At 69.7% G+C, this 25,960-nt stretch carries 22 protein-coding genes and 1 tRNA gene; 10 read left to right on the forward strand and 13 right to left on the reverse strand.

The window, feature by feature from the left end; genetic code table 11:
• Positions 1-132: 132 nt before the first annotated feature.
• The 4 genes from ABD259_RS09775 to ABD259_RS09790 all read right to left on the reverse strand — a co-directional run bounded on the left by ABD259_RS09775 (position 133) and on the right by ABD259_RS09790 (position 8,274).
• Entirely contained in the window at positions 133-4,962 is a 4,830-nt protein-coding gene (locus ABD259_RS09775; protein ID WP_344161791.1) for a TIGR02680 family protein, read from the reverse strand.
• Between the two features lie 392 nt (positions 4,963-5,354).
• On the reverse strand, positions 5,355-6,626 hold the full coding sequence (locus tag ABD259_RS09780; protein WP_344100463.1) for a TIGR02678 family protein: 1,272 nt from the start codon (positions 6,624-6,626) through the stop codon (positions 5,355-5,357).
• A gap of 118 nt (positions 6,627-6,744) precedes the next feature.
• Positions 6,745-7,533, reverse strand: coding sequence for a DUF2397 family protein (locus ABD259_RS09785; protein WP_344161583.1), 789 nt, complete (start codon positions 7,531-7,533; stop codon positions 6,745-6,747).
• A 255-nt stretch (positions 7,534-7,788) separates the two neighbouring features.
• Entirely contained in the window at positions 7,789-8,274 is a 486-nt protein-coding gene (locus ABD259_RS09790; RefSeq protein ID WP_344161586.1) for a hypothetical protein, read from the reverse strand.
• 181 nt (positions 8,275-8,455) lie between these two features.
• Here ABD259_RS09790 and ABD259_RS09795 point away from each other — a divergent pair, with 181 nt between their 5' ends.
• Positions 8,456-8,959: a Zn-ribbon domain-containing OB-fold protein gene (locus tag ABD259_RS09795; protein ID WP_344161589.1), complete on the forward strand. Its 504-nt coding sequence runs from the start codon at positions 8,456-8,458 to the stop codon at positions 8,957-8,959.
• Entirely contained in the window at positions 8,956-10,146 is a 1,191-nt protein-coding gene (locus ABD259_RS09800; protein WP_344100471.1) for a lipid-transfer protein, read from the forward strand. The genes ABD259_RS09795 and ABD259_RS09800 overlap by 4 nt, the downstream gene beginning before the upstream one ends.
• A gap of 127 nt (positions 10,147-10,273) precedes the next feature.
• On the opposite strand, the gene ABD259_RS09805 is transcribed toward ABD259_RS09800, so the two are convergent.
• From ABD259_RS09805 to ABD259_RS09825, 5 genes are all read right to left on the reverse strand, one after another.
• Positions 10,274-10,561 (reverse strand): hypothetical protein, encoded by a 288-nt coding sequence (locus ABD259_RS09805; protein WP_344100473.1) that lies wholly within the window; start codon positions 10,559-10,561, stop codon positions 10,274-10,276.
• Positions 10,562-10,581: 20 nt separating this feature from the next.
• A complete protein-coding gene (locus ABD259_RS09810) occupies positions 10,582-10,866 on the reverse strand; it encodes a hypothetical protein (protein ID WP_344100475.1) in 285 nt (94 codons plus the stop codon).
• A 9-nt stretch (positions 10,867-10,875) separates the two neighbouring features.
• Entirely contained in the window at positions 10,876-11,163 is a 288-nt protein-coding gene (locus ABD259_RS09815; protein ID WP_344100477.1) for a hypothetical protein, read from the reverse strand.
• Positions 11,164-11,179: 16 nt separating this feature from the next.
• The gene (locus ABD259_RS09820) at positions 11,180-11,452 is read right to left on the reverse strand and encodes a hypothetical protein (RefSeq protein ID WP_412759348.1); all 273 of its coding nucleotides are present in this window, start codon (positions 11,450-11,452) and stop codon (positions 11,180-11,182) included.
• 1,594 nt (positions 11,453-13,046) lie between these two features.
• A tRNA-Tyr gene (locus ABD259_RS09825) sits at positions 13,047-13,131 on the reverse strand.
• Positions 13,132-13,397: 266 nt separating this feature from the next.
• Here ABD259_RS09825 and ABD259_RS09830 point away from each other — a divergent pair.
• A complete protein-coding gene (locus tag ABD259_RS09830) occupies positions 13,398-13,895 on the forward strand; it encodes a YajQ family cyclic di-GMP-binding protein (protein WP_344100505.1) in 498 nt (165 codons plus the stop codon).
• A 106-nt stretch (positions 13,896-14,001) separates the two neighbouring features.
• Here the strand turns inward: ABD259_RS09830 and ABD259_RS09835 are convergent, their stop codons facing one another.
• The gene (locus tag ABD259_RS09835; RefSeq protein ID WP_344100820.1) at positions 14,002-14,871 is read right to left on the reverse strand and encodes a M48 family metalloprotease; all 870 of its coding nucleotides are present in this window, start codon (positions 14,869-14,871) and stop codon (positions 14,002-14,004) included.
• A 734-nt stretch (positions 14,872-15,605) separates the two neighbouring features.
• On the opposite strand from ABD259_RS09835, the gene ABD259_RS09840 reads away from it, so the two are divergent.
• The 6 genes from ABD259_RS09840 to ABD259_RS09865 all read left to right on the forward strand — a co-directional run bounded on the left by ABD259_RS09840 (position 15,606) and on the right by ABD259_RS09865 (position 22,007).
• Positions 15,606-17,459, forward strand: coding sequence for a 2-oxoacid:acceptor oxidoreductase subunit alpha (locus ABD259_RS09840; RefSeq protein WP_344161592.1), 1,854 nt, complete (start codon positions 15,606-15,608; stop codon positions 17,457-17,459).
• A gap of 85 nt (positions 17,460-17,544) precedes the next feature.
• The gene (locus ABD259_RS09845; RefSeq protein WP_344161794.1) at positions 17,545-18,531 is read left to right on the forward strand and encodes a 2-oxoacid:ferredoxin oxidoreductase subunit beta; all 987 of its coding nucleotides are present in this window, start codon (positions 17,545-17,547) and stop codon (positions 18,529-18,531) included.
• A 402-nt stretch (positions 18,532-18,933) separates the two neighbouring features.
• Positions 18,934-19,581, forward strand: a complete 648-nt coding sequence (locus tag ABD259_RS09850; protein ID WP_344100509.1) for a phosphatase PAP2 family protein — start codon at positions 18,934-18,936, stop codon at positions 19,579-19,581.
• Positions 19,582-19,590: 9 nt separating this feature from the next.
• Positions 19,591-20,253, forward strand: coding sequence for an SDR family oxidoreductase (locus ABD259_RS09855; protein WP_344161596.1), 663 nt, complete (start codon positions 19,591-19,593; stop codon positions 20,251-20,253).
• 181 nt (positions 20,254-20,434) lie between these two features.
• Positions 20,435-20,980 carry a hypothetical protein gene (locus ABD259_RS09860; protein ID WP_344100513.1) on the forward strand — a complete coding sequence of 182 codons (546 nt, stop codon included), beginning with the start codon at positions 20,435-20,437 and terminating at the stop codon, positions 20,978-20,980.
• A gap of 424 nt (positions 20,981-21,404) precedes the next feature.
• Positions 21,405-22,007 (forward strand): Uma2 family endonuclease, encoded by a 603-nt coding sequence (locus ABD259_RS09865; protein WP_344100514.1) that lies wholly within the window; start codon positions 21,405-21,407, stop codon positions 22,005-22,007.
• 76 nt (positions 22,008-22,083) lie between these two features.
• Here ABD259_RS09865 and msrA read toward each other — a convergent pair whose 3' ends face one another.
• The gene (msrA, locus tag ABD259_RS09870) at positions 22,084-22,749 is read right to left on the reverse strand and encodes a peptide-methionine (S)-S-oxide reductase MsrA (RefSeq protein WP_344100516.1); all 666 of its coding nucleotides are present in this window, start codon (positions 22,747-22,749) and stop codon (positions 22,084-22,086) included.
• Positions 22,750-22,981: 232 nt separating this feature from the next.
• Here msrA and rarD point away from each other — a divergent pair, with 232 nt between their 5' ends.
• Positions 22,982-23,980: an EamA family transporter RarD gene (rarD, locus tag ABD259_RS09875; RefSeq protein ID WP_412759350.1), complete on the forward strand. Its 999-nt coding sequence runs from the start codon at positions 22,982-22,984 to the stop codon at positions 23,978-23,980.
• Positions 23,981-23,986: 6 nt separating this feature from the next.
• On the opposite strand, the gene ABD259_RS09880 is transcribed toward rarD, so the two are convergent.
• Positions 23,987-24,661 carry a PRC-barrel domain-containing protein gene (locus tag ABD259_RS09880; protein ID WP_344161599.1) on the reverse strand — a complete coding sequence of 225 codons (675 nt, stop codon included), beginning with the start codon at positions 24,659-24,661 and terminating at the stop codon, positions 23,987-23,989.
• 285 nt (positions 24,662-24,946) lie between these two features.
• Positions 24,947-25,951: a polyprenyl synthetase family protein gene (locus ABD259_RS09885; protein ID WP_344161602.1), complete on the reverse strand. Its 1,005-nt coding sequence runs from the start codon at positions 25,949-25,951 to the stop codon at positions 24,947-24,949.
• Positions 25,952-25,960: the final 9 nt, after the last annotated feature.

A 25,960-nucleotide genomic window follows, 5' to 3' on the forward strand; every position in this document is an offset into this window, starting at 1 on the left:
CGCCCCATCGCTTTACTGTTCCTTTGCAGGTTAGGACTTCACGGGATGAAAGCAATAGCCGGATGCGCACACCTGGCGACGCCACCCTCGGGGCCGAGCTTTCCTCCCGCCACCCTCATCGGGTGGGAGGGGTCACACCCCGATGAGACGCCTGCGCCGACCGTCCCAGCTGAAGTGCAGGGTGGCGATGCCCGGCACGGAGGGATCGCGCAGGCACTCGTAGATGTGCAGGCTCGGCACGTTCGGGAAGCAGCCCCACACCCGTTCCGAGGTGAGCACGAAGTCCAGGTCGAGCTCGACGAGCAGACCGAGGAGGCGCCCGTGGGTGGGTTCGTCGACCTTGGCGAACGCGTCGTCGAGCAGGATGAGCCGCGGCGCGGTCGGGGCGTGCTCGGCCAGCGCGTCGAACTGCGCCGCGGCAGCGGCGAACAGCACCAGGTAGGCGATGACGCGCTGCTCGCCCTGGCTCAGGGCGGTGCGGTGGCTGAGCCGGCGTTCGTGCTCGGGGTGGGCGGCGTTGGTCACATACACGGTGAACGCGAACCAGGAGCGGTAGTCCAGTGCCGCCCTGAGCTGCGCGCCACCGGTCGCCGTGGGGTCCAGTCGGCGGATCGCCTCGATACAGCGGCGCAGAGCGTCGCGCAGCCGGGTGCTCTCCACCCGCGTGCGCTGCGCGGCGGGTCGGGCCAGCAGCGGCACGACGGCCTGGATGTCCTCGTCGGCGTCGGGGGCGAGGTCCCACTCCAGCCGCACGCCCAGGCCCTGGGACGTGGTGACGTCGCCCAGCACCTCGTTCATCGAGGAGATGAGCGCCCGGGCGGCATCGATCTGCTGGGAGAGGTGTCCGGCGAGCTCACCGAGCAGATGCCGCTCGAACGCCTCCTCCTCACGGATCAGCACCGCCTCTTCGGCCTGGGCGATGGCCCGGTCCAAGCGGTCGGCGTAGTCGGTGATGTCGTAGGAGCCGCCGTCGTCGTGCACCGTGACGCGCTTGAGCCCCGCCGGTTCGGTCAGCTCGGTACGCGCGCCCACAGCCCCGCTGGAGGCGAGAAGCCGGTGCAGCTCCTCACGGCGCCGCAGGATGCCGCTGTCGTCGATCGGCGGGTCGTCGGCGCCCTCGCCGAGACCGGCCTCGATGGCGGCCACGAGGGCGTCCAGCTCCCGCACGCGCTCGGCCAGGGCGTCGGGATCCTCCGCGTCCTCGGCCCCGGCGTCGTCGGTGGCCTCCTCGGCGGCCGGATCCGCGCTGTCCTCAGCGTCGTCCGGGCTCTCGGTCTGGCTCCGCCCGGCGAGGGGAGCGACGTCGGCGAGGCCGGCCGCCACCAGCAGGGTGGTGTCGGGCCGTCCGTCGGCATCCTCGATCATGCGGTGCAGCCCGGCGCCCGCCGCGCAGGCGCGCCGGGCCTGCCCGGCGCGTTCGAACACGGCGGTGTCGAGACGGGTCTCGGCGGCCACGCGATCGTCGCGTGCCTGCTGGGCCGCGCGCTCCACTTCGGGGAGGTGCTTCTCGGCCTCCTCCATGCGCCCGCGGACCTCGCCCACCGCCGTCTCGATCTGTTCGGGTGCGGCCACGCGGGCGCGGTCGGTCAGCTCGATCTGGCGGCGCACAGTGATCATGTCGCCGATGGCGGCGGTGCGCGCGTCCTCCGCGATGATGCGGTCGGAACGTGTGCGCTCCCAGTCGGCGGTGTGCCGCTGGTACTCCTCCAGCTGGACGGCGAGCGCCTCCAGGTCGCGGTAGGCGGCGGCGACCTGCACGCGCAGCCGGTCGAGCACGGTGAGGACGCCGGTGAGCTGCTCGGGCGCGGTCGGCAGGGCGTGCTCGGACGCCGGTTCGGCCATCTCCGAGCGCAGCGCCAGGGCATCGCGCCGGGCGGTCTCGGCGGCGTCGGTCGCGGTGGTGTGGTCCCGCTTGGCGTCGGCGAGCCAGGAGCGGGCGTTGTCCAGCGCCGCCCACGCCGCGGCGAGACCGCCGGCGTCCGGCAGGTCCCGGACGGTCGCCACGAGAGCGGCGTGCTTTTGCTCGATGTCGCTGCGCCGCTCGCCCGCCTCGGCCAGCAGCGCCTCGGCGATGTCGATGCGCCGGTCGATGTTGGCGACGTGGCGCTCGTAGGTCTCGGCGCGGACGTCCGCGCCTATGTACTCGGGGGCCGACTTGAAGTGGGCGCCGGAAGTGACGCCGAGCCGCCACCGCCCGTCGAGGGAGACCGCGCTCGCCGGTGGGGAGGCGCTGTCCCGCCGGTGCCGGGGCTGGGGGTCGACGACCTCCTCCCCGGGCGCGGGCAGCAGCCCGATGGAGCACAGCAGCGCCTCGACGGTCCTGGGCGCGACACCGGAGTCGCCCATGTCGGCGGGGGTCAGCGCGTCGAGGAGGGTGCGGCCGTTGGCCTGGCGCGAAGGGGTCAGCACCAGGTCGCGGGTGCCCGGGTCGACGACCGCGCCGTCCGCGGTGATCCACCCCGACAGCAGGCCGCTCGCTTCGAGGGCGGCCTCCAGCCCGGCGCGCTCCGAGGTCGTGAGTTCGGGGGTGAAGTCGACGGCCAGGTAGAAGGGGATGCCGACGTTGGACCTGCGGGGAGCCGTCGCCCACTGCGGTCGGGCCGCGGGGATGTGCTCTTCCCCCTTGTCCTTTCGGTCAGCGAGTTCGTCGAGTTCCGCGGCGAGCTCGCGCTCCTCACCGACGGCGGTGTCGCGGCGGGTGCGGAGGTCGCGAAGGAGGGGGTCGACCATCTCGTGCGCGGCGCGGGCGACGTTCGCGGGGACGTCGGCGTCGAGGACGCGGCGCGCGTCGTCGAGCGGCAGCTCGACGTGTTCTTCGAGCGCGGCGATGGCCTCGTTCAGGTCGGCGTCGGGGGCGACCTCGCGCAGCCGGGTGGTCCACGCGCGGACCCGGCCGGCGTAGTCGGCGCTGGCGGTGCGGAGTGCGTCGATGGCCGACCGCTCCCGTTCGGCGGCGCGTTCGAGGGCGGATTCGGCGGCCTCGGCCTCGCTTTCGAGCGCGGCCTCGCGACGCTCGGCCGCCGCCCGTTCGATGGCGCGATCGCGCAACGCGGCGGCGGTCTCGGCGCGCGCCGCGGCCGCACCATCGGCGTAGCCGAGCATGTCGTGCAGCTCGGCGAGCCTGCCACGCAGCTCGACGAGGTCGATACCGGCCACCGGATCGCGCTCGACGGCCTGCTCCAGGCCTTCCAGGTCCACGTGGGTGACGCTCTCGCGGGGGGCGAGGATGGTCGGCACCGGCTCCGGCACCTGCCCGAGCGTTCCGGGATCAATGCCCCCGGCGCGGGCGGTCTCCTCCATCTCGGAATGCAGGCGCTGCAGGCCGGACAGGGCGCGTTCGATCGAGGCGATGTCGCCGGCCAACCGCTCCTTGGCGCGCTCCTCCGACATCAGGGCGTAGCCCGCGGCCGTCCAGGCGGCCTCGGCCGCGCGGATGTAGGCGCCGACGGCGGCCTGGCGCGCCTCGTGCTCCTGGACGCTGACCCCGGCTTCGGCCATGGCACCGGAGGTGAGGGTGTCGGCGTCGGAGGCGGCGGTGTCGCGCGTGCGGCGGAGGCGGTCGCGCTCCTCTTGGACCGCGCTCTCGGCGGCGACGAGCTCATCGAGTTCGTCGGTGAGGCGGGCGACTTCGGCGTCGCGGCGCTGGTACTCGACGATCTGCTCGCGAACGGTGTGCGCCTCGGTGCGCAGGGTCCCGCGAAGGTAGCTCCGGTAGTCGGCGAGGAAGGCGGAGACCTGCTCGCGGGCGGTGCCGAGGGAGGTTAGCCGGTCGCGTGCCTCCTCCAGGTCGGCGATGTTGCGCGCGACCTCGTCCAGGACGGTCTCGTCCATGGGGGGCAGCGCCTCGGCCAGGACCGACACGAGTTCACCGGCCTCCAGCCGCTCACCAATGGTGGGGCGCCGCAGCCGGTACAGGAGGTGGATGAGGTTGCGGTAGCGGACGGGGTCGTCCATGCCGAACAGGTCGCGCATGACCCGGGCGCGGTAGGTGACCGCAGTGTCGTAGCAGTTGTCCTGGCCGACCTCGGCCCGGAGCCGGTCGATGGGCACCGGGCGGTCGTCGACGACGAGGCTGAGGTCCGTGCCGACGCGGCGGTCGGTGACGAAGAAGACGCTGCGGGCACCGGTGTCGGCGGACGCGGTGATGGCGGCGCCGAGCGTCAGGTAGGCGGACGCGTCGGTGTCGCTGTCGCAGGCGAACTCCACCCACAGGTAGCCGAGGAGGGACGTGGTGGGGGCGGTGTCGCCGTCCTCGTCGCCGCGGCCCGCGCCGTCACCGCCGTCGTGGCCCTCGGCTGTGGTGCGGCCGTCCAGCATGAGCCAGCGCAGGCTGGTGCGGCTGGTGCCGGTCGTGTCGAGGCGGCGGGCGTCGCCGTCGAGGAGGAACGGCAGCAGCATCTCCAGGGCCTTGGACTTGCCGGTGCCGTTGCGCCCGCGCAGCAGGAGGCGGCCGTCCGCGAAGTCGAAGGTGTGGTCGTCGTACTGCCACACGTTGCAGATGCCGGCGCGGTTGAGCCGATACCGGCGGGCGCGGTCCGGTCCTCCGTCCTTCGGCGAGGGACGGTCCGCGGACGCGCCCGCTGGCCCGTCCGGCGCGGCAGTGGCCTCGGTGTCAGATGCGGCGGTGTCCCCGACGTCGGCGCGCTCCTCCACCGCGGTCCCGGCCAGGGCGGGATCGTGGCCGTTCGACGACGGGGTGGCCGAGCCTTCGGACTCGTCCGGATCGGCGTCGGGCGATCCCAGCGGGTCGACTCCGGTGTCCTCGGCCGCATCGGCTTCGTCAGACGAGTGCGGAGCCGAGGGAACGGTGAGGTCGTCGTCGGCCTGGGCCGGCCCCATGCTGCGCACCCGCCGCATCACCGAGGCGATCGGGTCATCCAGGTCGGACATCGACGTCTCCGCTCCCTCGATCATGCTCCCGGCGTTCTCCCCCGAAGCGTCCCGGCCTCCGGCAGGCGGCATCGACGCCTCCGCGCGCTCGATCGCGTTCACAGCGCCCCCCACCCGCTCACGCTCCTCACGCACTCCACCGCCGAAGCGTCCCGGCCTCCGGCAGGCGGCATCGACGCCTCCGCGCGCTCGATCGCGTTCACAGCGCCCCCCACCCGCTCACGCCCCTCACGCACTCCACCGCCGAAGCGTCCCGGCCTCCGGCAGGCGGCATCGACGCCTCCGCGCGCTCGATCGCGTTCACGGGAGGGGCTACCGTCAGCGCTCACGCCCACCGACCGTCCTCCGCTCCGTGCCCTGCATTGGCTGCGCGCCGGGGAACCGGCCCGTCGACGGTCCTGACATTGTCCCGGATCCGCACCGGCGGCCGGACGCCATCGGCGCAGACGGCATCACTCGCCGCTTCACGCTCCCGCCCCCCGTACCGATTCGGTTGCTTCGCCTTCTTCCTTCGCCTCATCCCGCGCTGGTGTCTGGTCCGCGCGCTGCGGCCCCCGCCCCCGTCTTCCTCCATACCGAGCGGCGGCCGCGAGGAGGCTCCAGCCGTCGTAGCCGACCGCGCTCGGGGCGGGGTTGCTCATCAGACCGGCGCCGCGAAGCAGCCGGAGCACCCGCGCGGTGAGATCGTCCTGGTCGGGTATGTGGGGGAGGGCGGTGCGGGCCCAGCATCGGCGGGGTTCGGCGTCGGGAGCGACGACGGCGGCGAGCTCGGCGCGCAGGATGTCGGGGGGGACCGGGACAGCGTGCACGGGTGTGTGTTCCGGGCGCAGTCGCGCGATCAGGCGCTCCAGCAGAATCAGCGCCGCCTGGCCGACCGGGTCACCGCTGGGAAACACGGCGCCACGATCTTCCTCGGTCTCGTCGGGCATGACCAGTGCGATGCCCTCCGCGCGAATCTCGGCGTCGCAGCCGAGCAGCTCACCGAGCTGGGCGACGGCCCGCCACTGGTGGTGTGCGAGGCGCTCGCGCTGCCGCTCGGACAGATCTGCGCGGTAGACGACGGCCGTCTCGGCGAGCATGCGACGCAGCGCGACCTCACCGGCCTCGTCACTCGACGGGTCGGTCGCCTCCATCCCCTCCACATAGGCGGAGGGGTCGGGGGCGGAGTGCGGCGGGTGCGCGACCACGCGGCGGGCCAACTCCAGGTCGACTTCCAGCCACACCTCCCGTGCCCCGTCCCGGGCGTACTCCGCGAGTGCCCCCTCGCGTTCGGCGACCACGCCCCACTCGGCCAGGTGGCGCAGTGCGGCGGCGAAGGTGCGGCGCTCGGCCATCCGGTCGCGAGGGTCCAGGCCGAGCCCGGCCTCCGTGGCCGCGGCGCGCACATCGGCGGCCAGCCGCGACACCGGAAGCTTGGGCGGCGCCTCCACTAGGGCGGCCAGGGCGAGGGCGAGGTAGGTGTAGGCACGGGGGGAGAAGTGGGCGCCGCTGGCCCGTGTCAGCGGACGGACGACGGGTCGGACGAGGCCGGTCTTGGCGAGGCGCGCGTGGTCCGCCGCGACCGTCAGCTGGTAGTCCAGGATTCGGTGGAACCGCTGGATCAGCCAGTCGGAGTGGGCGCGGATTACCGCGAAGTCCTCGGGATGGGTGCGGGCGGTGACGATCGGGGCCGTGAGGAGCCGCCGTGCGGCCGCCTGGCGCTCTCCGATGAGCGCGATGTCCTCGCTGGACTCCACTGGTGTCCGTCACCTCCTGCGCCTGGTTGTGTGCTTACCGGGCCCTGGGAGCACCGGTCGTCTCGTCCTTGTCGGGGGAGGCCAGGGCAGTGCGCCGACTGTGTCGCCCGGCCCCGATTCACGCCTGGCGGACCAGCCGGATTCCGGGATCCAGCCCCGCCAGCCCGCAGTGATCCGTCGTTGTTCCGGACACGGCGGTGTCGTCGGTGCCATCGCTCTCGTCAGTGTCAGCGTCGGCCCCCGCGTCGACCGAGTACGCGGTGATCTGCATCCTCAGGCCGTCGAGTGCGAGGTCGCCGTCGGCCCCGCGCAGGGTGATGCGCGCCGCTGGTGCGCTTTGGACGTGCAGCCGGATTCCGAGTTCGAGATCTCCGGCGGAGACGGGGGAGAAAGTCGCATCACCGGCGCTCAGGGCGGCGGTGAGGAGTTCCATGAGCACCTCCAGCGCGAGGCTGGACAGGTGCGGCCGGGCGTCGTCGCCCGTGGGCTCGGCCAGCACGCGTCGAAGCTCTTGCGCGGCGGTCCGCCGCCAGTGCGCGGAGGACTCGGCGGCGTCGCGCAGGCGCGCCTGCTGGTCGGTGTGGTCAGGAATGGGGGCGGCGGGCAGGGCGCTGGTGAGGCGGAGCGCGGCGGTGCGGGCGATGGGCGCGTCCCACCAGCTCGTGGTGGCGGCGACGGCCTCCTCCCCGGCACCGCCGAGGTGGCGGGCCGAGTGGAGGGCGAACGCGGCGGTGAAGAGCTCGTGCGCGGTGTCGGTCTCGGCGGCTTCGAACCAGGAGGCAAGGCGGAGCAGCGCGGCGCGGCCGTGCCTGGGAACAGGCACACCCGTCTCGCCCGCGCGCTCGCTGCCCCGCGCGGCGCCGCCGTCGGCGGCCGCCGTCGTCGCCTGGTTCGCTGAGTCACCCACAACTCAGCAGACTAAAGACCCTGGGCCACCGTCGCGCCCAAAACTGGGGCTCCGGCATCCGCCACGAGACCCGAAAATAAGCCTTGACCTGCGAAGAAACCATCGTCTGTATTTCTTGAGGAGACCCATCGCCGTGAGGGCGATCGAGGGGTGCTCCGGGCGGGGACGGCCCGTGGGTCCGGCAGCGGACCGGGCGGCCTGTGGGCCGGTAGGCGGTAAGGCGGTTCGGCCGGTACGCGGGAGGATCCGTGGGCCCTAGTCGGTCGGCGGAACCATCAGTCGGCCCTCGTCGGCCCCCTCCATCCGCTCCCGCATGTCCGGGGGAAGGTCGGAGCCGTCCGTCACCGCGTAGGTGGTGTAGTAGTCGTCGCCGCCGAACTCCTTAGGGGTGTCGAGCTCGACGGTCACCGGGAAGGGGTCGTCCAGGCAGCCCGGGAGGCACCAGGTCCCCGAGACCGTGCCTGCACCGACGGCGGGCGTCCCGCCCCAGCTGGACCAGGTGAGGTCGGAAAAGGTGGTGAACTCCGAGGCGACCAGGACCTCCGGGCGCTGGTCGCGGAAGCCTTGCTCGTTGCCGTAAGTGTTGAAGACGTAGATCTCGCCGTGCGGGCTGCTCTCCTCACCGGTCGGAGAGGGGGAACCGCCCGGGCCCCCGCCGGAGCCGCCGTTTCGGTCCCCGCATCCGGCGAGCGCTGTCAGGGTGCACAGCGCTCCTACAGCGGCCAGACGTGTCACGTCCATGTCGTCCCCTCTCACCACGGCGTTAGCTACGCACCGCTGTCATCCCCTTTCTACGAGCGATCTCACTTCCAGGTGGCCCGGCTGGGTCGCGGCTGTCGTCGCCCGTCTCATGCGGGCGCAGCCCCAGCTCCGATCCGCGACCCCCATTACCAAACAAGCGCTTGGCTGCTATAAGGGGGGCATGAGCATGCCACGGGTCTCAGCCGCCGAGGGATGGTTCGCGCTCGACATCGACGGGCCCCGACTCCTGGGGACGCGCTGCGCGGGGTGCGGCACCGTGCACTTTCCGCCGGAACAGGGGTTCTGCCGAAATTCGTCCTGCTCCGGCGAGGATTTCGCGGACATCCCACTCTCCCGGCGCGGCCGGATCTGGTCCTACACCGACAGCCGCTACCCGCCGCCTGCGCCCTACATCGCACAGACCGACCCCTACGAACCCTTCACGCTGGCCGCGGTGGAACTAGCGGCCGAGCGCATCGTCGTCCTGGGGCAGACGGTGGCCGGCGTGACCGTCGACGACCTGGAGATCGGCCAGGAGGCCGAGCTGGACGCGGGCGTCCTGTACGCGGATGCCAACCGCGAGTACCTCATCTGGAAGTGGCGTCCGGTTCGCGGCCCAGGAGAGGGCGGGGACGAGGGAGTCCACCACCGCACGCCCCACTCTGTTTCGGAGCAGGGCCGGTGACCGGCGCCGATGTCGCCGTTGCGGGCACCGGCATCCACCCCTGGGGCAAATGGGGGCGCGGTTTCGTCGAGTACGGTGTCGCCGCCGCGCGAGCAGCGCTCGCCGACGCCGAGGTCAAGCACACCGAGGTCGGATTCATCGCTGGTGCCTGCACGATCCGCAACGGTTACCCCGGGTTCGTCGCCGGGGCCACGTTCGCCCAGGCACTCGGTTGGAGCGGCGCGCAGATCGCCAGCTGCTACGCGGCGTGCGCGAGCGGGGCTCAGGCCATCGCCGTCGCCCGCGCACAGATCTTGGCCGGGCTGTGCGACGCCGCCCTGGTGGTCGGCTCGGACGCGGCACCCAAGGGCTTCTTCGCGCCCGTGTCCGGGGACCGCCCGGACGACCCCGACTGGCTCCGCTTCCGGCTGCTGGGCGCGACCAACCCCGCCTACTTCGCGCTGGCGGCCCGGCGCCGTATGGCGCTGTACGGCTCCACGCCGACCGATTTCGCCCGGGTGAAGGTGAAGAACGCGCACCATGGGTCGGCCAACCCGAACGCGCGCTACCGGGCGAAGGTCACCGAGGAGGAGGTGCTCGCGTCCCCGGTCGTGGCCGACCCGCTGCGGCTCCTGGACATCTGCGCGACCAGCGACGGCGCGGCCGCTCTCGTCCTGACCGGACTGGACGACGCGCGGCGGCGCGAGCGGCGGCCGGTGCGCCTCAGCGCCGTCGCCACGGTCACGCCGCGCTTTCCCAATCCCCTTCTGGAAATACCGAACTTCGCCACCGATTCCTGCCTCGCTCTCGACCCGCCCGAGACGCCATTTCGCGCCTCCATCGCACGGGCCGCCTACGAGCAGGCCGGGGTGGGGCCGGAGGACCTCGATCTGGCCGAGGTCTATGACCTGTCGACCGCCCTGGAACTGGACTGGTACGAGGACATCGGACTGTGCCCGGCCGGAAGGGCCGAGGGTCTGCTCCACGACGGCGCAACGGAGATCGGCGGGCGCGTCCCGGTGAATCCCAGTGGCGGACTCGCGAGCTTCGGTGAGGCGGTCCCCGCACAGGCGATCGCCCAGGTATGCGAAATCACGCGGCAATTGCAGGGGCGGTCCGGGGCGCGCCAGGTGGAATCCGCACGCATCGGACTCGCGGTGAATCAGGGTCTTTTCGGGCACGGCTCAGCGGTCGTCGTACGAAGGTGATCGCAAAAGCGGGGGGATCCCCCGGCCCCCTGGTGTGGGAAGGCGCGGGGAATCCCCCCTATTGTGCCGAACCTCGGCCTTTTCCTACGGCGACTGGGTCACGGCCGCCGTAGCACCCGCCACCCCTTTAGTAGTGGTGGCCGTGGTGGTGATGGTGGTGGCCGTGGTGCTTCTTGTGGTGGTGCATTTCGGCGTTGGTGTTGATCGGGCCGTTGGTGCAGTTCTTCGTCTTCTGCGGCGAGAACAGCGGGATCGCGGCACCGAGCACACCGACGTTCGGGTTGCAGAGCTGGATCGGAACCAGCTGCAGGTTGTTGTTCGCGGTGTAGTCGTCAGCCTGAGCGGGCGTCGCCATCATGAGGGTGCTCATCGTGACACCGGCCATGAGAGCGCCCGCAACGAACTTGCGCAGCATATATGGCGTTCCTTACCTGATCAGTAGTGGTAGCCGTGGTGGTGGTGGCCGTGGTGCTTCTTGTGGTGGTGCACGTCGGCGTTGGTGTTGATCGGGCCGTTGGTGCAGTGCTTGGTCGTCTGCGGCGACGCGATCGGGATGGCGAAGCCGATGACCGCACCGACGTTGGCGTTGCAGAGCTGCACAGGGATCAGCTGCAGGTTGTTGTTGGCCTGCGCGCCGTCCGCGTGCGCGGGAGCGGCGGACAGGACCGCGCTCATGGCGGCGCTGGCGGCCAGTCCGGCGATACCGAGTTTGCGAAGCATCCTGTTCTCCTAGTGGTGGTAGCCGTGGTGGTGACCGTGGTGGTGGCCGTGGTGGCCGTGGACGTGGTGGTCGACGCTCGTGTTGATCGGGCCGTTGGTGCAGTGCTTGGTCGTCTGCGGCGAGAAGATCGGCACCGCGGCACCCAGGACGCCCACGTTGGCGTTGCAGAACTGGAGCGGAATCAATTGGAGGTTGTTGTTGGCCTGCGCGCCGTCCGCGTGCGCGGGAGCGGCGGACAGGACTGCGCCCATCGCAGCGCCGGCGACCATGCCGACGATTCCCAGCTTGCGAAGCATGGGGTTTCCTTTCCGGTTAGTGGTGGTAGCCGTAGTGGTGGTGGCCGTGGTGCTTCTTGTAGTGGTGCACTTCGGCGTTCTTGCTGATCGGACCGTTGGTGCAGTGACCAGTGGTCTGCGGCGAAGCGATCGGCAGGGCCAGGCCGAGGACACCGACGTTGGCGTTGCACACCTGAACCGGCAGTACCTGCAGGTTGTTGTTGGCCGCATCCCCATAGGCGGGCGTCGCCATGAACAGCGCGCCGATTAGCGCGCTAGCGGCGAAGCCCGCAGAGACGAGCTTTTTCATGTTGGATCCCCCGATTTAAATTAAGCGAGGCTACTGAGAATTTGAGCACCCATACAGGCGCTCCTTGATGCGGTGGACGTCGGCAATCATCATCCGAAGCCAAGAGTTTTGTCAACGCCAAAACGGGGAAATCCAAATGTCCATTTCATCCGGTTCGGATGCGATTGGGGAAGAAAGCAATGAATCACACCGTGATCCATTGACTAATCTTTTAGATATTCATTTACCGCACTCGATAAAACAGCTTTAATCAAGGCGGATTCGGACTTGGCGGACGCGCTCTGACGCGGGATTCTCACCTTTCCGGCCTAGCTTCACCAATCAGATCCCCGCAGGGAAACGGCGTGTCGCACAGAGCTGTCTCGACACACGCCCGCGCCCCTCCGGTACGAAACACCGCCTGCGCCACAGCCGAGCCCCGCACCAGATGGCCCGCACCCGCGACGAACACCGGCGTGTCACCGCGCGGGTGCGTCCCCGTCCCCGCAGGGGCCGCACGCGACGGACAGCACCCCGCGACCGCGTGTCGCCATCGGCGGAAACAACAAAGAGGAGGGAGCAGCCAGCTGAGCCCGACTGCCAGCACACCTGCGGACATCCCCGCGGACGGCGCGTCGCGTCCGCCCCGGCGAGATGAAGCTCCTCACTACACGAAAACGCTCCTTGATCAGCTCGCACGCTGATCAAGGAGCGTTCTCCTCGGATGGCAGGTGGAGGGTTCGAACCTACCTAGGCTGAGCCGGCGGTATTACAGACCTCTGCGCAACCTGCGATGGAGTGCGGCGACGCGGCCTGTGTCGCAACTTCGACGCGTGTTCGACGCGAGCGGTGATCTCAGGTCCCCTCTTCGCGGTGGCCATCCGATCTTTGCTCGGGATGGCTCCTCCGCTGGCCGCTGGCCCGTCGAACTCGTCGTCACGGAGACCGTCTGAGCCGTGCGTGGGGGAGCACCATTCTGCGGTTGAGGGCCGAGGCATCGTCAGCGCGACGAGGCTGACCGCTCCGAGCCCCCGAACAGAATGAGTGCGAGCGCAGTGGCGATGGGGCCTCCCCACCACAGCTGGTACCAGAAGACCGTGGACGCATCACTCCAGGGGAAGGTGCCCAGTCCAGTCCCGACCAGTATGCCGAGGTAGAGCACGCGCAAACCCCACGGGAGTGGCGCGCTCAGGCGAGAGGTTCCTCGCGTGAACGCTTCAGCGGCAAGGAGGAGGCCTCCCAGCGCCCAGACGATGAGGAAGACTCGATGGGTTATGGGCTCGGGCAGCGGAGCGTTCCACGCCCAGACGGTCAGTGCCGCCGTGGCCACGGCGGCAAGGAGGGCTCCCCCCCAGCGCTGCCCCCGTGGAAACCCTGGCGGAGGCGGCGGTCGGTGCGTGGTTCAGGCGGCTATCCAGACGTGGCCCCCTTCCCTGATTGCGGACGTCACATTGCAGGCGGGCCGATACGAGCACACCTTGCTCTGACGCCGTCGCGGCGGGCCTGCTCCAGGAAGGCGAGCCCGGCCTCTCGTCGCCGGACACGGCTGAGCACAGCCGGACAACACGAAAACGCCCCCTGACCGCGCACATGCTGGTCAGAGGGCGTTCTCCGTTGGTGGCAGGTGTAGGGTTCGAACCTACGTAGGCTGAGCCGGCGGTTTTACAGACCGCTCCCTTTGGCCACTCGGGCAACCTGCCTGGGATGCGGCGACGTGCTGTCGCGACGCATGAATGAGGATAGCGGACATGTGGCGCGGACACGAAATCGGAAGCCTCGCGGGTGTTTGGGGCAGCGTTCGGCACGCTGTCAGGGCGCTCGGGCCGCCGCGCGGCTAAGCTCTGTCTCTGCCGCAGCCGGACGACATGGCCGTCGCGGACCGGCTGCGTCGACAACACCCGTCGGGTGCCCCGCGGGGTGAGCCCGAAGGCCGTCTGCCAACCGTCTGTCAAAGGTGTGAACACACGTGGCCGCTGAGTCCAGTTTCGACGTCGTATCCAAGCTCGACCGCCAGGAGGTCGACAACGCGCTGAACCAGACCGGCAAGGAACTCTCCCAGCGCTTTGATTTCAAGGGGACCGGTGCCACCATCACCTGGTCGGGAGAGCAGGGTGTGGAGATCCGCGCCAACTCCGAGGAGCGCGTCAAGGCCGCCTTCGAGGTGTTCAAGGAGAAGCTGATCAAGCGGAACGTCTCGCTCAAGGTCCTCGACCCCGCCGACGAGCCGAAGATCTCCGGCAAGGAGTACCGCCTCCCGGTCGCTCTCAAGGAGGGCATCTCCACCGAGGACGGCAAGAGGATCTCCAAGATCATCCGTGATGAGGGCCCCAAGGGCATCAAGGCCCAGATCCAGGGGGACGAGCTGCGGGTCAGTTCCAAGAAGAAGGACGACCTGCAGACGGTCATCAACCTGCTCAAGGAGAAGGACCTCGACCTCGCCCTCCAGTTTGTGAACTACCGGTAGTTGGGTGGCCCGCGGCCTGCTCGCCCCTGTCGGTCGAGCGGGCCGCTCGTGTTTCCCTCCCTCGTCTCCTCTCCGACTCGCCCCCGTGTTCGCGCGGGTTCCGGGATCAGTCGAGCCCCCAGCCGCCGTCCGCGGCCATGGACCGTAGGCGGCGGATGCGCTCGCGCGTGGGGGGGTGCACGGCGAAGATCCGGCTCATCCCCCGCGGCGGGAACGGGTGGGTGATCATCAGGTGGGCGGAGGCGAGCAGCCGCCCTTCCGTGGGGAGCGGGTGGGTCCGGGCGCCCACCTCGATTTTGCGGAGCGCGCTGGCGAGGCCGAGCGGGTCTCCGGTGAGGCGCGCCGCGGCGTCGTCGGCACGGTACTCCCGACCGCGGGTGACGGCGGCCCGGATCACCAGAGCGGCGACCGGGCCGAGGACCAGGAAGAGCAGCCCGCTGAGCAGGCTCGGCACATCCTCGTCCTCGGAGTCGCCCAGGGGCAGCAGCAAGGCCAGGGCGGTCATCGACGTGATGATCGCGGCAAGCGTCGCGGCGACCGAGCAGAGCAGCGTGTCGCGATTGCGCACATGGGCAAGCTCGTGCGCGATGACCCCGCGCAGCTCCCGCTCAGTGAGCAGGCGGAGCAGCCCGGTGGTGCAGCAGATGACCGCCCGCCGGGGGCCGCGCCCCGTAGCGAAGGCGTTCGGCGCCGGTGTCGGTGAGAGATAGAGCCGCGGCATCGGCTGGCGCGCCTCGGTGGCCAGCTCCCGCACGACCCGGTAAAGCTCCGGCCGCTCGATCTCGCTGATGGGGCGCGCCCGCATGGCGCGCAGGGCCATGGAGTCGCCGAAGAACAGCACCAGGCCGTTCATCACGATCACCACGACGATTCCGAGCTGCAGCCCCTGCGCTCCCGCGAACGCCCAGCCGCCGATGACGACCAGGATCGAAAGCCCGACGAGAAGGCACGCCGCGCGAATCGTGTTGCGGTACACGACGACTGCGCCCTCCTTCACTCTCTGACCCCTCTCCAGGCCCGTCCACCCATTCGAACGCGCAAGTCGTGGCCACACGTTCCCGTCGTAGCGGGATGAACGTCACGGCCGGATGGGTGAAAGGAGACCGAAAGACACCGCACGAGGGCGATAGAGGGAAGAACCGGGCCAGTAGGAGAAAGCGGAGCCCGTCGAACACCACCAGAGTCCGCGCGCCCCGCATGACCCCGGCCCTTTCCCCACCCGACCGCCCCGGGCCGCGGACCAGTGGGGGAGGTGCCGCGAACCATCCGAGGCCCGCGCTCCACCCCTACCGCGCACCTGGCGGCCCAGAACATCTCGGGGTGTGATCTACCCCACCACCCCCCACCCGCCCGAGAAGGACGACCTATAGTGCAGGAGTGGCTCTCATCACGTTGATCGCCCAGCCGGGGGCGCCGCTCGTCGGCCGTCCGCTCCTGGACACCGTCCGCATCCCCGGGGTGATGTGTCGCCCCTAACCCTGTGCGGCCAGCCCCGCGCCGAGTCCCGAGAATGGCGCGGAGCCACGGACCGCCGCCGCGCGCGCATCCCGCTCCCACTTCCCAACGGCGCTGGTAACGCGATCGCGGCCGTGAAATCCAACGCGTTCCGCCCACCCAGGCGACCGGTCCCCCGCCCCGGGGCGAGAACTGAGGCAAGCAGTGAGCCGCCACCCCCTGAGCGGCGGCTCCCCAAGGAGGTCGGCGATCTCAGTGACCAAACAGGTCCAACAACTCGACCGTGTCATCATCCGCTTCGCAGGCGACTCCGGCGATGGGATGCAGCTGACCGGTGACCGCTTTACCCAGGAAACCGCGTCGTTCGGCAACGACCTCTCCACCCTGCCGAATTTCCCGGCGGAGATTCGCGCTCCCGCGGGGACCCTTCCCGGCGTGTCCAGCTTCCAGCTGCACTTCGCCGACCACGACATCATGACCCCGGGCGACGCCCCCAACGTCCTGGTGGCGATGAACCCGGCGGCACTCAAGGCCAACATCGGCGACCTGCCCGACAGCGCCATCGTCATCGTCAACACCGACGAATTCACCAAGCGGAACCTGGCCAAGGTCGGCTACGACAGCAATCCGCTGGAGGACGGCACACTCGCGGGATTCAAGGTCAGCCCGGTCCCCTTGACCTCGATGACGGTCAAGGCGCTGGAGAGCTTCGACATCTCCAAGAAGGACGCCCAGCGCGCGAAGAACATGTTCGCGCTGGGTCTCCTGTCGTGGATGTACAACCGGCCGACGGAGGGCACCCTCGGCTTTTTGAAGTCGAAGTTCGCCAAGAAGCCGGAGATCCTGGCGGCCAACCTGGCCGCGTTCCAGGCGGGCTGGAACTTCGGGGAGACCACCGAGGACTTCGCTGTCTCCTACGAGATCAAGCCGGCCCGGCTCGCCCCGGGGACCTACCGGAACATCACCGGCAACGTGGCCGTCTCCTACGGCCTGATCGCCGGCTCGCAGCTGTCCGGACTGCCGCTGTTCCTGGGCTCCTACCCGATCACGCCCGCCTCCGACATCCTCCACGAGCTGTCGAAGCACAAGCGGTTCGGCATCCGCACCTTCCAGGCGGAGGACGAGATCGCGGGTGTGGGCGCGGCGCTGGGGGCGTCGTTCGGCGGCTCCCTCGGCGTGACGACGACGTCCGGGCCGGGCATGGTGCTGAAGGCCGAGACCCTGGGCCTCGCCGTGATGACCGAGCTTCCGCTGATCGTTATCGACGTGCAGCGCGCCGGCCCCAGCACCGGCATGCCCACCAAGACCGAGCAGGCCGACCTGCTGATGGCGATGTTCGGGCGTAACGGCGAGTCGCCGGTGCCTGTGCTGGCGCCGCGCTCCCCCTCGGACTGCTTCGACATCGCGATCGAGGCCACGCGGATCGCCACCGCGTACCGGACCCCGGTCATCGTGCTCTCCGACGGCTACCTCGCCAACGGTTCGGAGCCCTGGCGCATCCCCGATGTCGGCAGCCTGCCCGACCTGTCGGTGGACTTCACCACAGAGCCCAACGGCCCCGACGGGGAGTTCCTGGCCTACCAGCGCGACCCGGAAACGCTGGCGCGGCCGTGGGCGGTGCCCGGCACCGCGGGGCTGGAGCACCGTATCGGCGGCATCGAGAAGAGCTCCGGCAGCGGCGACATCTCCTACAGCCCGAGCAACCACGACCTGATGGTGCGCTCGCGCCAGGCCAAGGTCGACGGGATCGCGCGGGACATCGACCCCTTGGAGGTCGACGACCCCACGGGCGACGCGCGCGTGCTCGTGCTCGGGTGGGGCGGTACCTACGGCTCGATCGGGGCCGCCGTTCGGCGGGTGCGGCGTGCGGGGGGCAAGGTCGCCCAGGCGCACCTGCGGTATCTCAACCCCTTCCCGGCGAACCTCGGTGAGGTGCTGCACGGCTACGACCGTGTTCTCGTCCCCGAGATCAACCTCGGCCAGCTCGCGCTTCTGCTGCGCGGGAAGTTCCTGGTCGACGTCATTGGCTACACGAAGGTCCGCGGTCTTCCCTTCAAGGCCGAAGAGTTGGCGGGCGTGGTTCAGGAGGTCATTGACCGTGCCGAGTGACAAGGCTTCCAACGCGGCGTCGGAGCAGGGCGGATGGACCCCCAAGGGCCTGAAGCTCGTCCCGCGCGGCGACGCGTCGTACAAGATGAAGGACTTCAAGTCCGACCAGGAGGTCCGCTGGTGCCCGGGCTGCGGTGACTACGCGATCCTGGCGGCGTTCCAGGGGTTCCTGCCCGAGCTCGGCGTGCCCCGGGAGAACATCGTCATCATCTCCGGGATCGGCTGTTCGTCGCGGTTCCCCTACTACCTGAGCACCTACGGCATGCACTCGATCCACGGACGGGCGCCCGCCATCGCCACAGGCCTGGCGTCGAGCCGACCGGACCTGTCGGTGTGGGTGATCACGGGTGACGGCGACGGGCTGTCCATCGGCGGCAACCACCTCATGCACGCGCTGCGCCGCAACGTCAACATCAACGTGCTGCTGTTCAACAACCGCATCTACGGGCTGACGAAGGGGCAGTACTCGCCGACCTCCGAGGCGGGGAAGGTCACCAAGTCCTCGCCGATGGGGTCGCTGGATTCCCCGTTCAACCCGGTGTCGCTGGCGCTGGGCGCGGAAGCGGGCTTCGTTGCGCGCACCGTCGACTCCGACCGCAAGCACCTCACCAGCGTGCTGCGCGCCGCGGCCGACCACGAGGGCGCGTCGTTCGTGGAGATCTACCAGAACTGCCCGATCTTCAATGACGACGCGTTCGAGCCGCTGAAGGACCCGGCCGAACGCGACACCCGGTTGCTGCGCCTGGAACACGGCGAACCGCTGCGCGTCGGGTCGGACCGGGGCGTGGTGCTCGGCGAGTACGGCGACCTGGGCGTGGCCGACATCGCTGAGGTGGGTGAGGAGCGGATCCTCCGCCACGACGCGCACCGTGCCGACCCGGGCTACGCGTTCGCGCTGTCTCGGCTGGACTACCCGGCCTTCGACCACGTCCCGGTGGGGATTTTCCGCGACGTCGCGCGTCCCACCTACGACGAACTCATGGCCGAGCAGCTGAGTGAGGCCGAGTCAGCGCAGGGTCGGGGCGAACTCGCCAGCCTGCTCGCCAGCGGGGACACCTGGACGGTCGAGTAGCGCGAGGATGCGCCGGGGAGCGCCCCGGTGCACAGCGATCACATCCCGACAGCGAGGACAGCAGCGGCAGGGGCCGTGCACCGGACGTCCGGTGCACGGCCCCTCGCATGTCACCGTGTTCACGCGTGTCATCCCCGGCGGCGGGCTGCCCCTCCCCCACCCTCGGCCCAGCCGGGCCGACGGCCCTGGGACGAACACGAGAAATTCACCCGAATTTTAGCTAATACGTCGCTTTTAGGCCATGTTGATGCAACTCGTTGTTAGTCTTTCGCCCCTATGAGCGCACATTCGGTTCGTCCTACCCCTCGCCAACACCGACACACCCCGCCCCCGCGGAGAGGTGATACGACTCCCGTCGCCCCTGGGCCGCTTCCCGCCCGACGCAGCGTCCTCGCGACGACCATGATCGTCGGGGCGGTCCCCCTCCTGTTGCTTCTGCCCCTGGTCGCTGGCCAGTGGGGACCGCTGATCGCCTTCGACCGGTCGCTGGCGCAGTCGCTGCACGACGCCATCACCCCGTCGCCCGGACTCGCGCACGGCCTGGAAGTGTGGACGGACGCGTTCGGGACCTGGGCGATGCGGATCGTGTCCCTGCTGGCCGCCGCGTGGCTGTTGATCCGCCGCCAGGTCAGCACGGCCGTCTGGGCCGGGGCGACCGTCTTCCTCGCCAACCTGTTCGGGCTCATCCTCAAGGTGACCGTGGACCGCCCGCGGCCGGAGTTCGCCGATCCCGTGGCGGTCGGCGTCGGACCGTCCTTCCCCTCCGGGCACGCGCTCATGGCCGTCACCGGTATGGGCATCCTGCTCTTCGCCGTGCTTCCGCTGCTGCGCGGCGGATGGCGGATGTTCGCCTGGGTGGTGGCCGTCGGCATCGCCCTGAGCACCGCGCTGACCCGGCCCCTGCTGGGCGTGCACTGGGGCACCGACATCCTCGCCGGGATGAGTCTCGGCCTGTTCACGATCGCCCTGACGCTGCTGCTGTGGACGTTCCTGCCGCCGATCGCGCGACGCTGGGACCGTCCTTCGCCCACATCGGCGCCGAAGGCATAGCCTGCGACCATGCGTATTGTTATCGCCGGAGGACACGGAAAGATCGCACTGCGACTCGAACGGCTGCTGGCCGCGCGCGGCGACACCCCCGTCGGCCTCATCCGCAACCCCGACCACGCCGACGACGTGGCGGCCGCGGGCGCCGAGCCCGTGGTGATCGACCTGGAGTCGGCGACCGTCACCGAACTGACCGAGAAGGTCATGGGCGCCGACGCGGTGGTCTTCGCCGCCGGGGCCGGGCCGGGCAGTGGGGCGGCCCGCAAGGACACGGTCGACCGCTCGGCGGCCCGACTGCTGGCCGACGCCGCGTCACTGGCCGGTGTGCGCCGCTACATCATGATCTCGGCGATGGGCGTCGACGACGGCCCCGCCCCCGGCGCCGAGCCGGTGTGGGCGGCCTACGTCGAAGCCAAGCGGGCGGCCGACGACGACCTGCGGTCGCGCAGCCTGGAGACCGACTGGACCATCCTGCGCCCGGGACGCCTGACCGACGAGCCGGGGAGCGGGAAGGTCCGCCTGGCGGAGAAGACGGGCCGCGCCGAGGTCAGCCGGGAGAACGTCGCCGCTGTCATCGTCGAGCTGCTCGACGAACCGGGCACCATCGGCCAGGTGCTCGAACTGGTGGACGGGGAGACTCCGATCAGTGAGGCTGTGACCGCTGTGGCGGAGTAAGTCGGGTCGACGCATCCTTGTGGCCAGATATGCCCATAGGGGGCATCATGGGTGCGGTACGGCCCGGCGATGGTCCCCCGTAGCGGCGGTTCTCCGCGGCGGACCCGGACGTTCGGCGGCGCTCCCCGCGCTCGCGGGGAGGGCCCGCGCCCCAGCGAGCAGATAGGTACGGTTTTCACACATGAGCGTCACGCAGGTCGTGAGGGACAGCACCGTCGTCGAGCATGCCAAGGTCGCGGCACAGCAGAAGCGCCGGATGTTCATCATCCAGCTGGACGTGAACGGCTACGACGACGGCTCCAGCAAGGTGCGGCCGGGACTCACCCGCATCCTTGAGGGAATCGAGGAGGCCGGGTGGCGGCTGGACATGGTCACGCCCACCGAGGACACCGAGGGCAAGTCCATGCGGCTGTTCATCTTCCGTCTCGACCCGCAGCAGGGCGCTGAACAGACCGCGAACGGCACCGCGTCCCAGCAGGGCACGGGCGCTCAGCAGGCCTACCGCCAGCACCCGACCGGCGCCCAGCAGCAGGATGCCTACACCGGTTACCAGCAGCACACGGGCGCCCACCCGCACCAGGGCTACGCGCATCCGGGCTACCAGCACTACCCGGGCTACGAGCACCAGCAGGGCTACGGCTACGACCAACAGCAGTACCCGGGGTACGGCCAGCAGCCCGGCTATGGCCAGCAGTACCCGGGCTACGGGCAGCAGCAGGGCTGGTAGTCAGCACCTGCTCAGCGGAACTGCCCAGGCCCCGCCCGGTGTCCCTATCCGCGGCCCTTCCCCGTGTCCCTCGTGTCCCGGTCCGCGTGCCACGAAGCATGAGGACCGCGGCCGCGGAAGAGGGAAGGCGGGAAATCAGTTGTTCGACGGGCCAAGGCTAGCCGTGGGCCACGCGAGAGCGTGGCGCACGGCTTTTCACATTCCTATATTCGATGTCGCGCACGAATGCGCCGACGTCATCCGGTTGGTACTCCGGCCAGGCCAAGGACCGTATTTCGGAGGTACGGCAATTCGGCGGCCGGTTACCGTTCTCCGCGCTGCTATGCCGTGGCGGCTCGGTGACGGGACGACGTGAATCTCGACGTACTCGCCCGTAACCGAACACGGATCCGAATACTGGTCCTCATGCATCCAAGGAGGCATCATGGCTGTCATGAGCATCGGGAAGACGGAACCGCCCACGCGACCGCTCACCATCGACGACCTCGCGCGCATGCCCGACGACGGACGCCGCCACGAGCTGGTCGACGGGAGGCTTGACGTGTCCCCCGTGCCGATCTTCGATCACACTCTCGTTGACACACGGTTGTCCGCGCACTTAACTTTCGCTGCACCAAAGGGATTCATCGTGATGAGCGGCCCGGGAATCAACTTCAACGCCGACCGGACCCACCATCGCATCCCTGATATCGCGGTCATCCGGTCCGAGGAGTTCGAGAACCCCTATCTCACCCGTCCGCCGCTGCTAGCAGTCGAGATCGTCTCACCGGAGAGCGTGCTGCGCGACAATCACACCAAGCGGCGGGAGTATGCCGAGTTCGGCATCGAGTCGTACTGGATTATCAATCCTGCCCCGGAGAAGACCGGCCTGGTGGAACTCCGTCTGGAGAACGGCGCGTACACGGAGATCGCTCAGATTTACGGGGAAGAGGTCTTCGAGACCGATACCCCGTTCCCGATCAAGCTGGTCCCCCATTGGCTCACCGCCGAGGGAGATGAATGGCGGGAGCGCCTCGGCGGCGAATGATCCCGGGCGCATAACAACGAGCGGGGGCGGCTCGCGCCGCGAGCCGCCCCGATGAGGCCTTCTCCGCTGGAGAGACTCACTCCCCGCTTCTGGCCACACCCACAGGGCACGACGCTCCTGTGCCGCCCACGCCGCAATATCCGTGGGGGTTCTTGGTGTCGCTCAGGTACTGCTGGTGGTATGCCTCAGCGAAATAGAACTCACCCGCCGGAAGGATGTCGGTGGTGATCTCGCCGTAACCCGCCTGGGTGAGGATCGGCTGGAAGGCGTCGCGGGTGGATTCGGCGGCTGCTTTCTGCGAGTCGTCGTGGTAGAGGATCGCCGAGCGGTACTGGGTGCCCACGTCGTTGCCCTGGCGCATGCCCTGGGTGGGGTCGTGGTTCTCCCAGAACACCTTGAGGAGGTCCGTGTAGGAGATCTTCTCCGGGTCGAAGACCACACGGACGGCTTCGGTGTGGCCGGTGCGGCCGCTGCAGACCTCGTCGTAGGTGGGGTGGGGTGTATAGCCCCCCGCGTAGCCGACGGCCGTGGTGATGATGCCGTTCTCGGCGCCGAGTTGCCAGAAGGTGCGCTCGGCACCCCAGAAGCAGCCCATACCGAAGTCGGCGATCGCGCTGCCCTCCGGGTAGGGCGGGGTCAGCGGCGTGCCGAGGACCTCGTGGGGTGGCAGCGTGGGGGTCGGTGCGTCGCGGCCGGGCAGTGCCCGGGCCCGGTCGACCATGGTGGTTTTCTGCCCGAACATGGGTCCAGCCTAGCTGTTGTGTCCGGTTCGCCGGTGAGGCGCTGGGCGGGCCGGGGCGCATGTGCTCCCAGGGTGGATCTCGGGCACGGGGCCGATGGCGCGGATTTCTGGTCGCTTCAAGGATCGTGTAAGAAGAATTAACTATTCATCCGATGACCATTCCAATAATCTGAAACGCGTGTCAGACTCAAATTCCCATCACGGCGTGCTCCTCGGAGCCAGCGCCTATCTCATGTGGGGCGTTTCCACTCTCTACTGGCCGCTGCTTGACGCCGCCGGTCCTGTGGAGATCCTCGCCCACCGGATGGTCTGGGCGCTGCTCACCGTAGCCGTCATCCTCGCCTTCCGCGGCCGCTGGGACGGGCTGCTCGGCGCGCTCCGTGACCCCCGCAAGCTCCTCGTTCTTACCGGGGCCGCGGTCGTCATCTCGGTCAACTGGGGCGTCTTCATCTACACCGTGAATTCGGGCCAGACCTCGCAGGCCGCCCTCGGCTACTTCATCAACCCGCTGGTCAGCATCGTGTTCGGGGTGATCATTTTCTCCGAGCGGTTGCGCCGCGCCCAGTGGGCCGCCGTGGCGCTGGGCGTGCTCGCGGTGGCCGTCCTGACCTACGCCTACGGTGGGGTCCCGTGGATGTCGCTCTCCGTCGCGTTCTCCTTCGCCACCTACGGCGTGCTGAAGAAGCTCGTGCGTCTCGACGGCCTCGACAGCCTGGCCGTCGAGACACTGCTGATGTTCCTGCCCGCCCTCGCCTACCTGCTCTTCCTGGGGCAGGCGGGGACGGGGACGTTCACGGGGGTGTCCGCCGCGCACACCCTTCTGCTTATCGGCGCCGGCACCGTCACCGCCCTGCCCCTGCTCTGTTTCGGCGCGGCCGCGCGGCGGATCCCGCTCAGCACCATCGGCCTTCTCCAGTTCATGGTGCCGGTCATGCAGTTCCTCTTCGCCTGGCTCGTCTTCGACGAGGAGCTCCCGCTCAGCCGCTGGATCGGGTTCGGCGTCGTGTGGGCCGCGCTGGTGGTGTTCACCGTCGACATGCTGCGCGCCAACGCTTCCCGGCCGACGGGCGCGGCTGTCGCGGGATCGACCCCCAGCGGCTCACCGGCTGCCGACCCGTACCCGCTGGACGACCGCGCCGGCAGCGGCGCCGGTCACGGTGGAAGCGGCGTCGAACACGCGCGGATCAGCTCCGCCGCCCCGGAGACTGCGGGCGGCCCCGCGTCGTCGTAAGCCGCGTTACGCGACATCCCCGCCGTGCGGCCCGGGGTTGTAGCCGGGGTAGGACACCTTCCTGACGTTGGGTGTCTGTTGGTAGCCGCGGCGCTGGGGCTGCACAGTCCGGGACGGCTCGGCGTAGCCGCGGCATGCCGCCTCCCCGCCGCTCCACGGGGGCTCCGCGCCGCGCGGCCTCTCCTGGTAGCCGCCGTGCGCCGCTTCCCGCCCGTCCCCGGCGGACTCCGCGCCACGCGCCCTCTCCTGGTAGCCGCCGTGTGCCGCCTCCCCGCCGCCGTAACCGGGGTTCGGCTCCGCGTCGGTGCGGCGGGCGTGTTTGCCCTTCGGTCTCCAGACCGGTTCGGGCTCCCGCGGGTCGGGCACTTCGGGGTCGAGGCCGTAGTGGCGGTAGACGATGTCTTCCTGCTGCATGGAGATGTGCTGGTCGACCCGGAAGCTGGGGGCCTCCTTGATCATGGCCTTCATGTAGGGCACCTGAAGGTCATCGTCGACCACCTGCGCCCCCCGCAGCGGGACGAAGTTCTCCCGTGTACCGAACAGCCCGGAACGGACCGTCACCCACTTCGGCAGATCGGTCTGGTCGTCGAAGAACACCTGGCCGATCTTGCCAACGCTGTTACCGTCTCGGTCCAGCAACCGGTGCCCGATGAGGTTCCGAATTCCCAGCTGTGCTGCCACGGCGGTTCGCCCCCTCCGTATCGCGTGCTCCGAACACCCCCACGCGGCGTCCGCGTCCGCGCAGCTCACAGCGCCATCGCGGGATCACCAGTGTGCAGTCTTCGCATGCCCCACCCCGTGCCCCGCCATGCGGCCCTTACCTCGCCGATACCAATTTCAGGACATCGCGTTAACCGCCCTGATCTGCGGGAAGACGGCGAACGGGCAGCGATCACACAGCAGAAACGGCCCGTCCCCCTCACGGGAGCACGGGCCGTTCTCGCTCAGGGGCACCGGGGCCGCTGGTCAGCCGGTGCGCTCCACCACGTAGTCGCACAGCGCCTCGAACGCCTCGCGCGGCGGCCCCGTGGGCAGCGTGGCGAGCTCGGCACGCGCCTTGTCCGCCCACGACACGAGGTCAGAGCGGGCGGCGTCCATGGCCGGGTGGGCACGCAGCAGGCTCAGCGCCTCCTCCGTCTCGGCGTCGTCCAGCGGGCGCCCGAGCAGATCGCGCAGGCGCGCGTCGGCCGGGTCGGCGCTGCGCCGGACGTGGAACATCGGCAGGGTCAGCACGCCTTCGCGCAGGTCGGTTCCGGGAACCTTGCCGGACTCCGAGGTCTCGCTGGCGACGTCGAGGATGTCGTCGGAGAGCTGGAACGCCACCCCCAGCGCCTCGCACGCGCGGGCGATCGTCTCCTGGACCTTGGGGTCGGCCTTGCCGAACATCGCGCCCATCTCCGCTGAGGAAGCGATCAGCGAGGCTGTTTTGTCGGCGATGACCTGCAGGTAGTGATCCATGGGGTCGGTGCCTTCGCGTGGCCCCGACGTCTCCAGGACCTGTCCCTGCACGAGTCGAGCAAAGGTCTGCGCCTGCATCCGCACGGCGTCCGTGCCCAGATCGGCGAGCATCAGCGAAGCTTGCGCGAACACGTAGTCGCCCGTCAGGATGGCGATCGTGTTGCCCCAGCGCTGATTGGCGCTGGGTTCGCCGCGGCGCAGCTCGGCTTCGTCCATCACGTCGTCGTGGTACAACGTGGCGACATGGGTGAGCTCGATCACGGCGGCGGCCTTGACCAGGTCGGACGAGGTCGGATCGCCGAAGCGGGCCGCGAGCAGGACCAGGGTCGCGCGGAACCGCTTGCCGCCCGCCGCCAGGAGGTGCGCCGCGGCCTCGTACAGCATCGGGTCGCTGGCCACGACCGCCTCCCGCAGGACCTCCTCGACCTGTTCCAGACCTTCCTGGACCTCCCGGGCGAGGGTCGCGTCGATTGACGGCAGAGCGAGGAAACCGCTCGGGACAGCACCGCTCACCAGAAAGCT

The organism is Nocardiopsis rhodophaea (assembly GCF_039530945.1).
Taxonomy (GTDB): domain Bacteria; phylum Actinomycetota; class Actinomycetes; order Streptosporangiales; family Streptosporangiaceae; genus Nocardiopsis_C; species Nocardiopsis_C rhodophaea.

Coding starts and splice junctions, on each gene's coding strand:
- ABD259_RS09855 (WP_344161596.1), top strand. CDS start 19,591: ATGCGTATTGTTATCGCCGGAGGACACGGAAAGATCGCACTGCGACTC.
- ABD259_RS09860 (WP_344100513.1), top strand. CDS start 20,435: ATGAGCGTCACGCAGGTCGTGAGGGACAGCACCGTCGTCGAGCATGCC.
- ABD259_RS09815 (WP_344100477.1), bottom strand. CDS start 11,163: ATGCTTCGCAAGCTGGGAATCGTCGGCATGGTCGCCGGCGCTGCGATG.
- rarD (WP_412759350.1), top strand. CDS start 22,982: ATGTGGGGCGTTTCCACTCTCTACTGGCCGCTGCTTGACGCCGCCGGT.
- ABD259_RS09790 (WP_344161586.1), bottom strand. CDS start 8,274: ATGGACGTGACACGTCTGGCCGCTGTAGGAGCGCTGTGCACCCTGACA.
- ABD259_RS09805 (WP_344100473.1), bottom strand. CDS start 10,561: ATGCTGCGCAAGTTCGTTGCGGGCGCTCTCATGGCCGGTGTCACGATG.
- ABD259_RS09810 (WP_344100475.1), bottom strand. CDS start 10,866: ATGCTTCGCAAACTCGGTATCGCCGGACTGGCCGCCAGCGCCGCCATG.
- ABD259_RS09865 (WP_344100514.1), top strand. CDS start 21,405: ATGGCTGTCATGAGCATCGGGAAGACGGAACCGCCCACGCGACCGCTC.
- ABD259_RS09845 (WP_344161794.1), top strand. CDS start 17,545: ATGAAGGACTTCAAGTCCGACCAGGAGGTCCGCTGGTGCCCGGGCTGC.
- ABD259_RS09795 (WP_344161589.1), top strand. CDS start 8,456: ATGAGCATGCCACGGGTCTCAGCCGCCGAGGGATGGTTCGCGCTCGAC.
- ABD259_RS09850 (WP_344100509.1), top strand. CDS start 18,934: ATGATCGTCGGGGCGGTCCCCCTCCTGTTGCTTCTGCCCCTGGTCGCT.
- ABD259_RS09820 (WP_412759348.1), bottom strand. CDS start 11,452: ATGAAAAAGCTCGTCTCTGCGGGCTTCGCCGCTAGCGCGCTAATCGGC.
- ABD259_RS09775 (WP_344161791.1), bottom strand. CDS start 4,962: ATGCCGCCTGCCGGAGGCCGGGACGCTTCGGGGGAGAACGCCGGGAGC.
- msrA (WP_344100516.1), bottom strand. CDS start 22,749: ATGTTCGGGCAGAAAACCACCATGGTCGACCGGGCCCGGGCACTGCCC.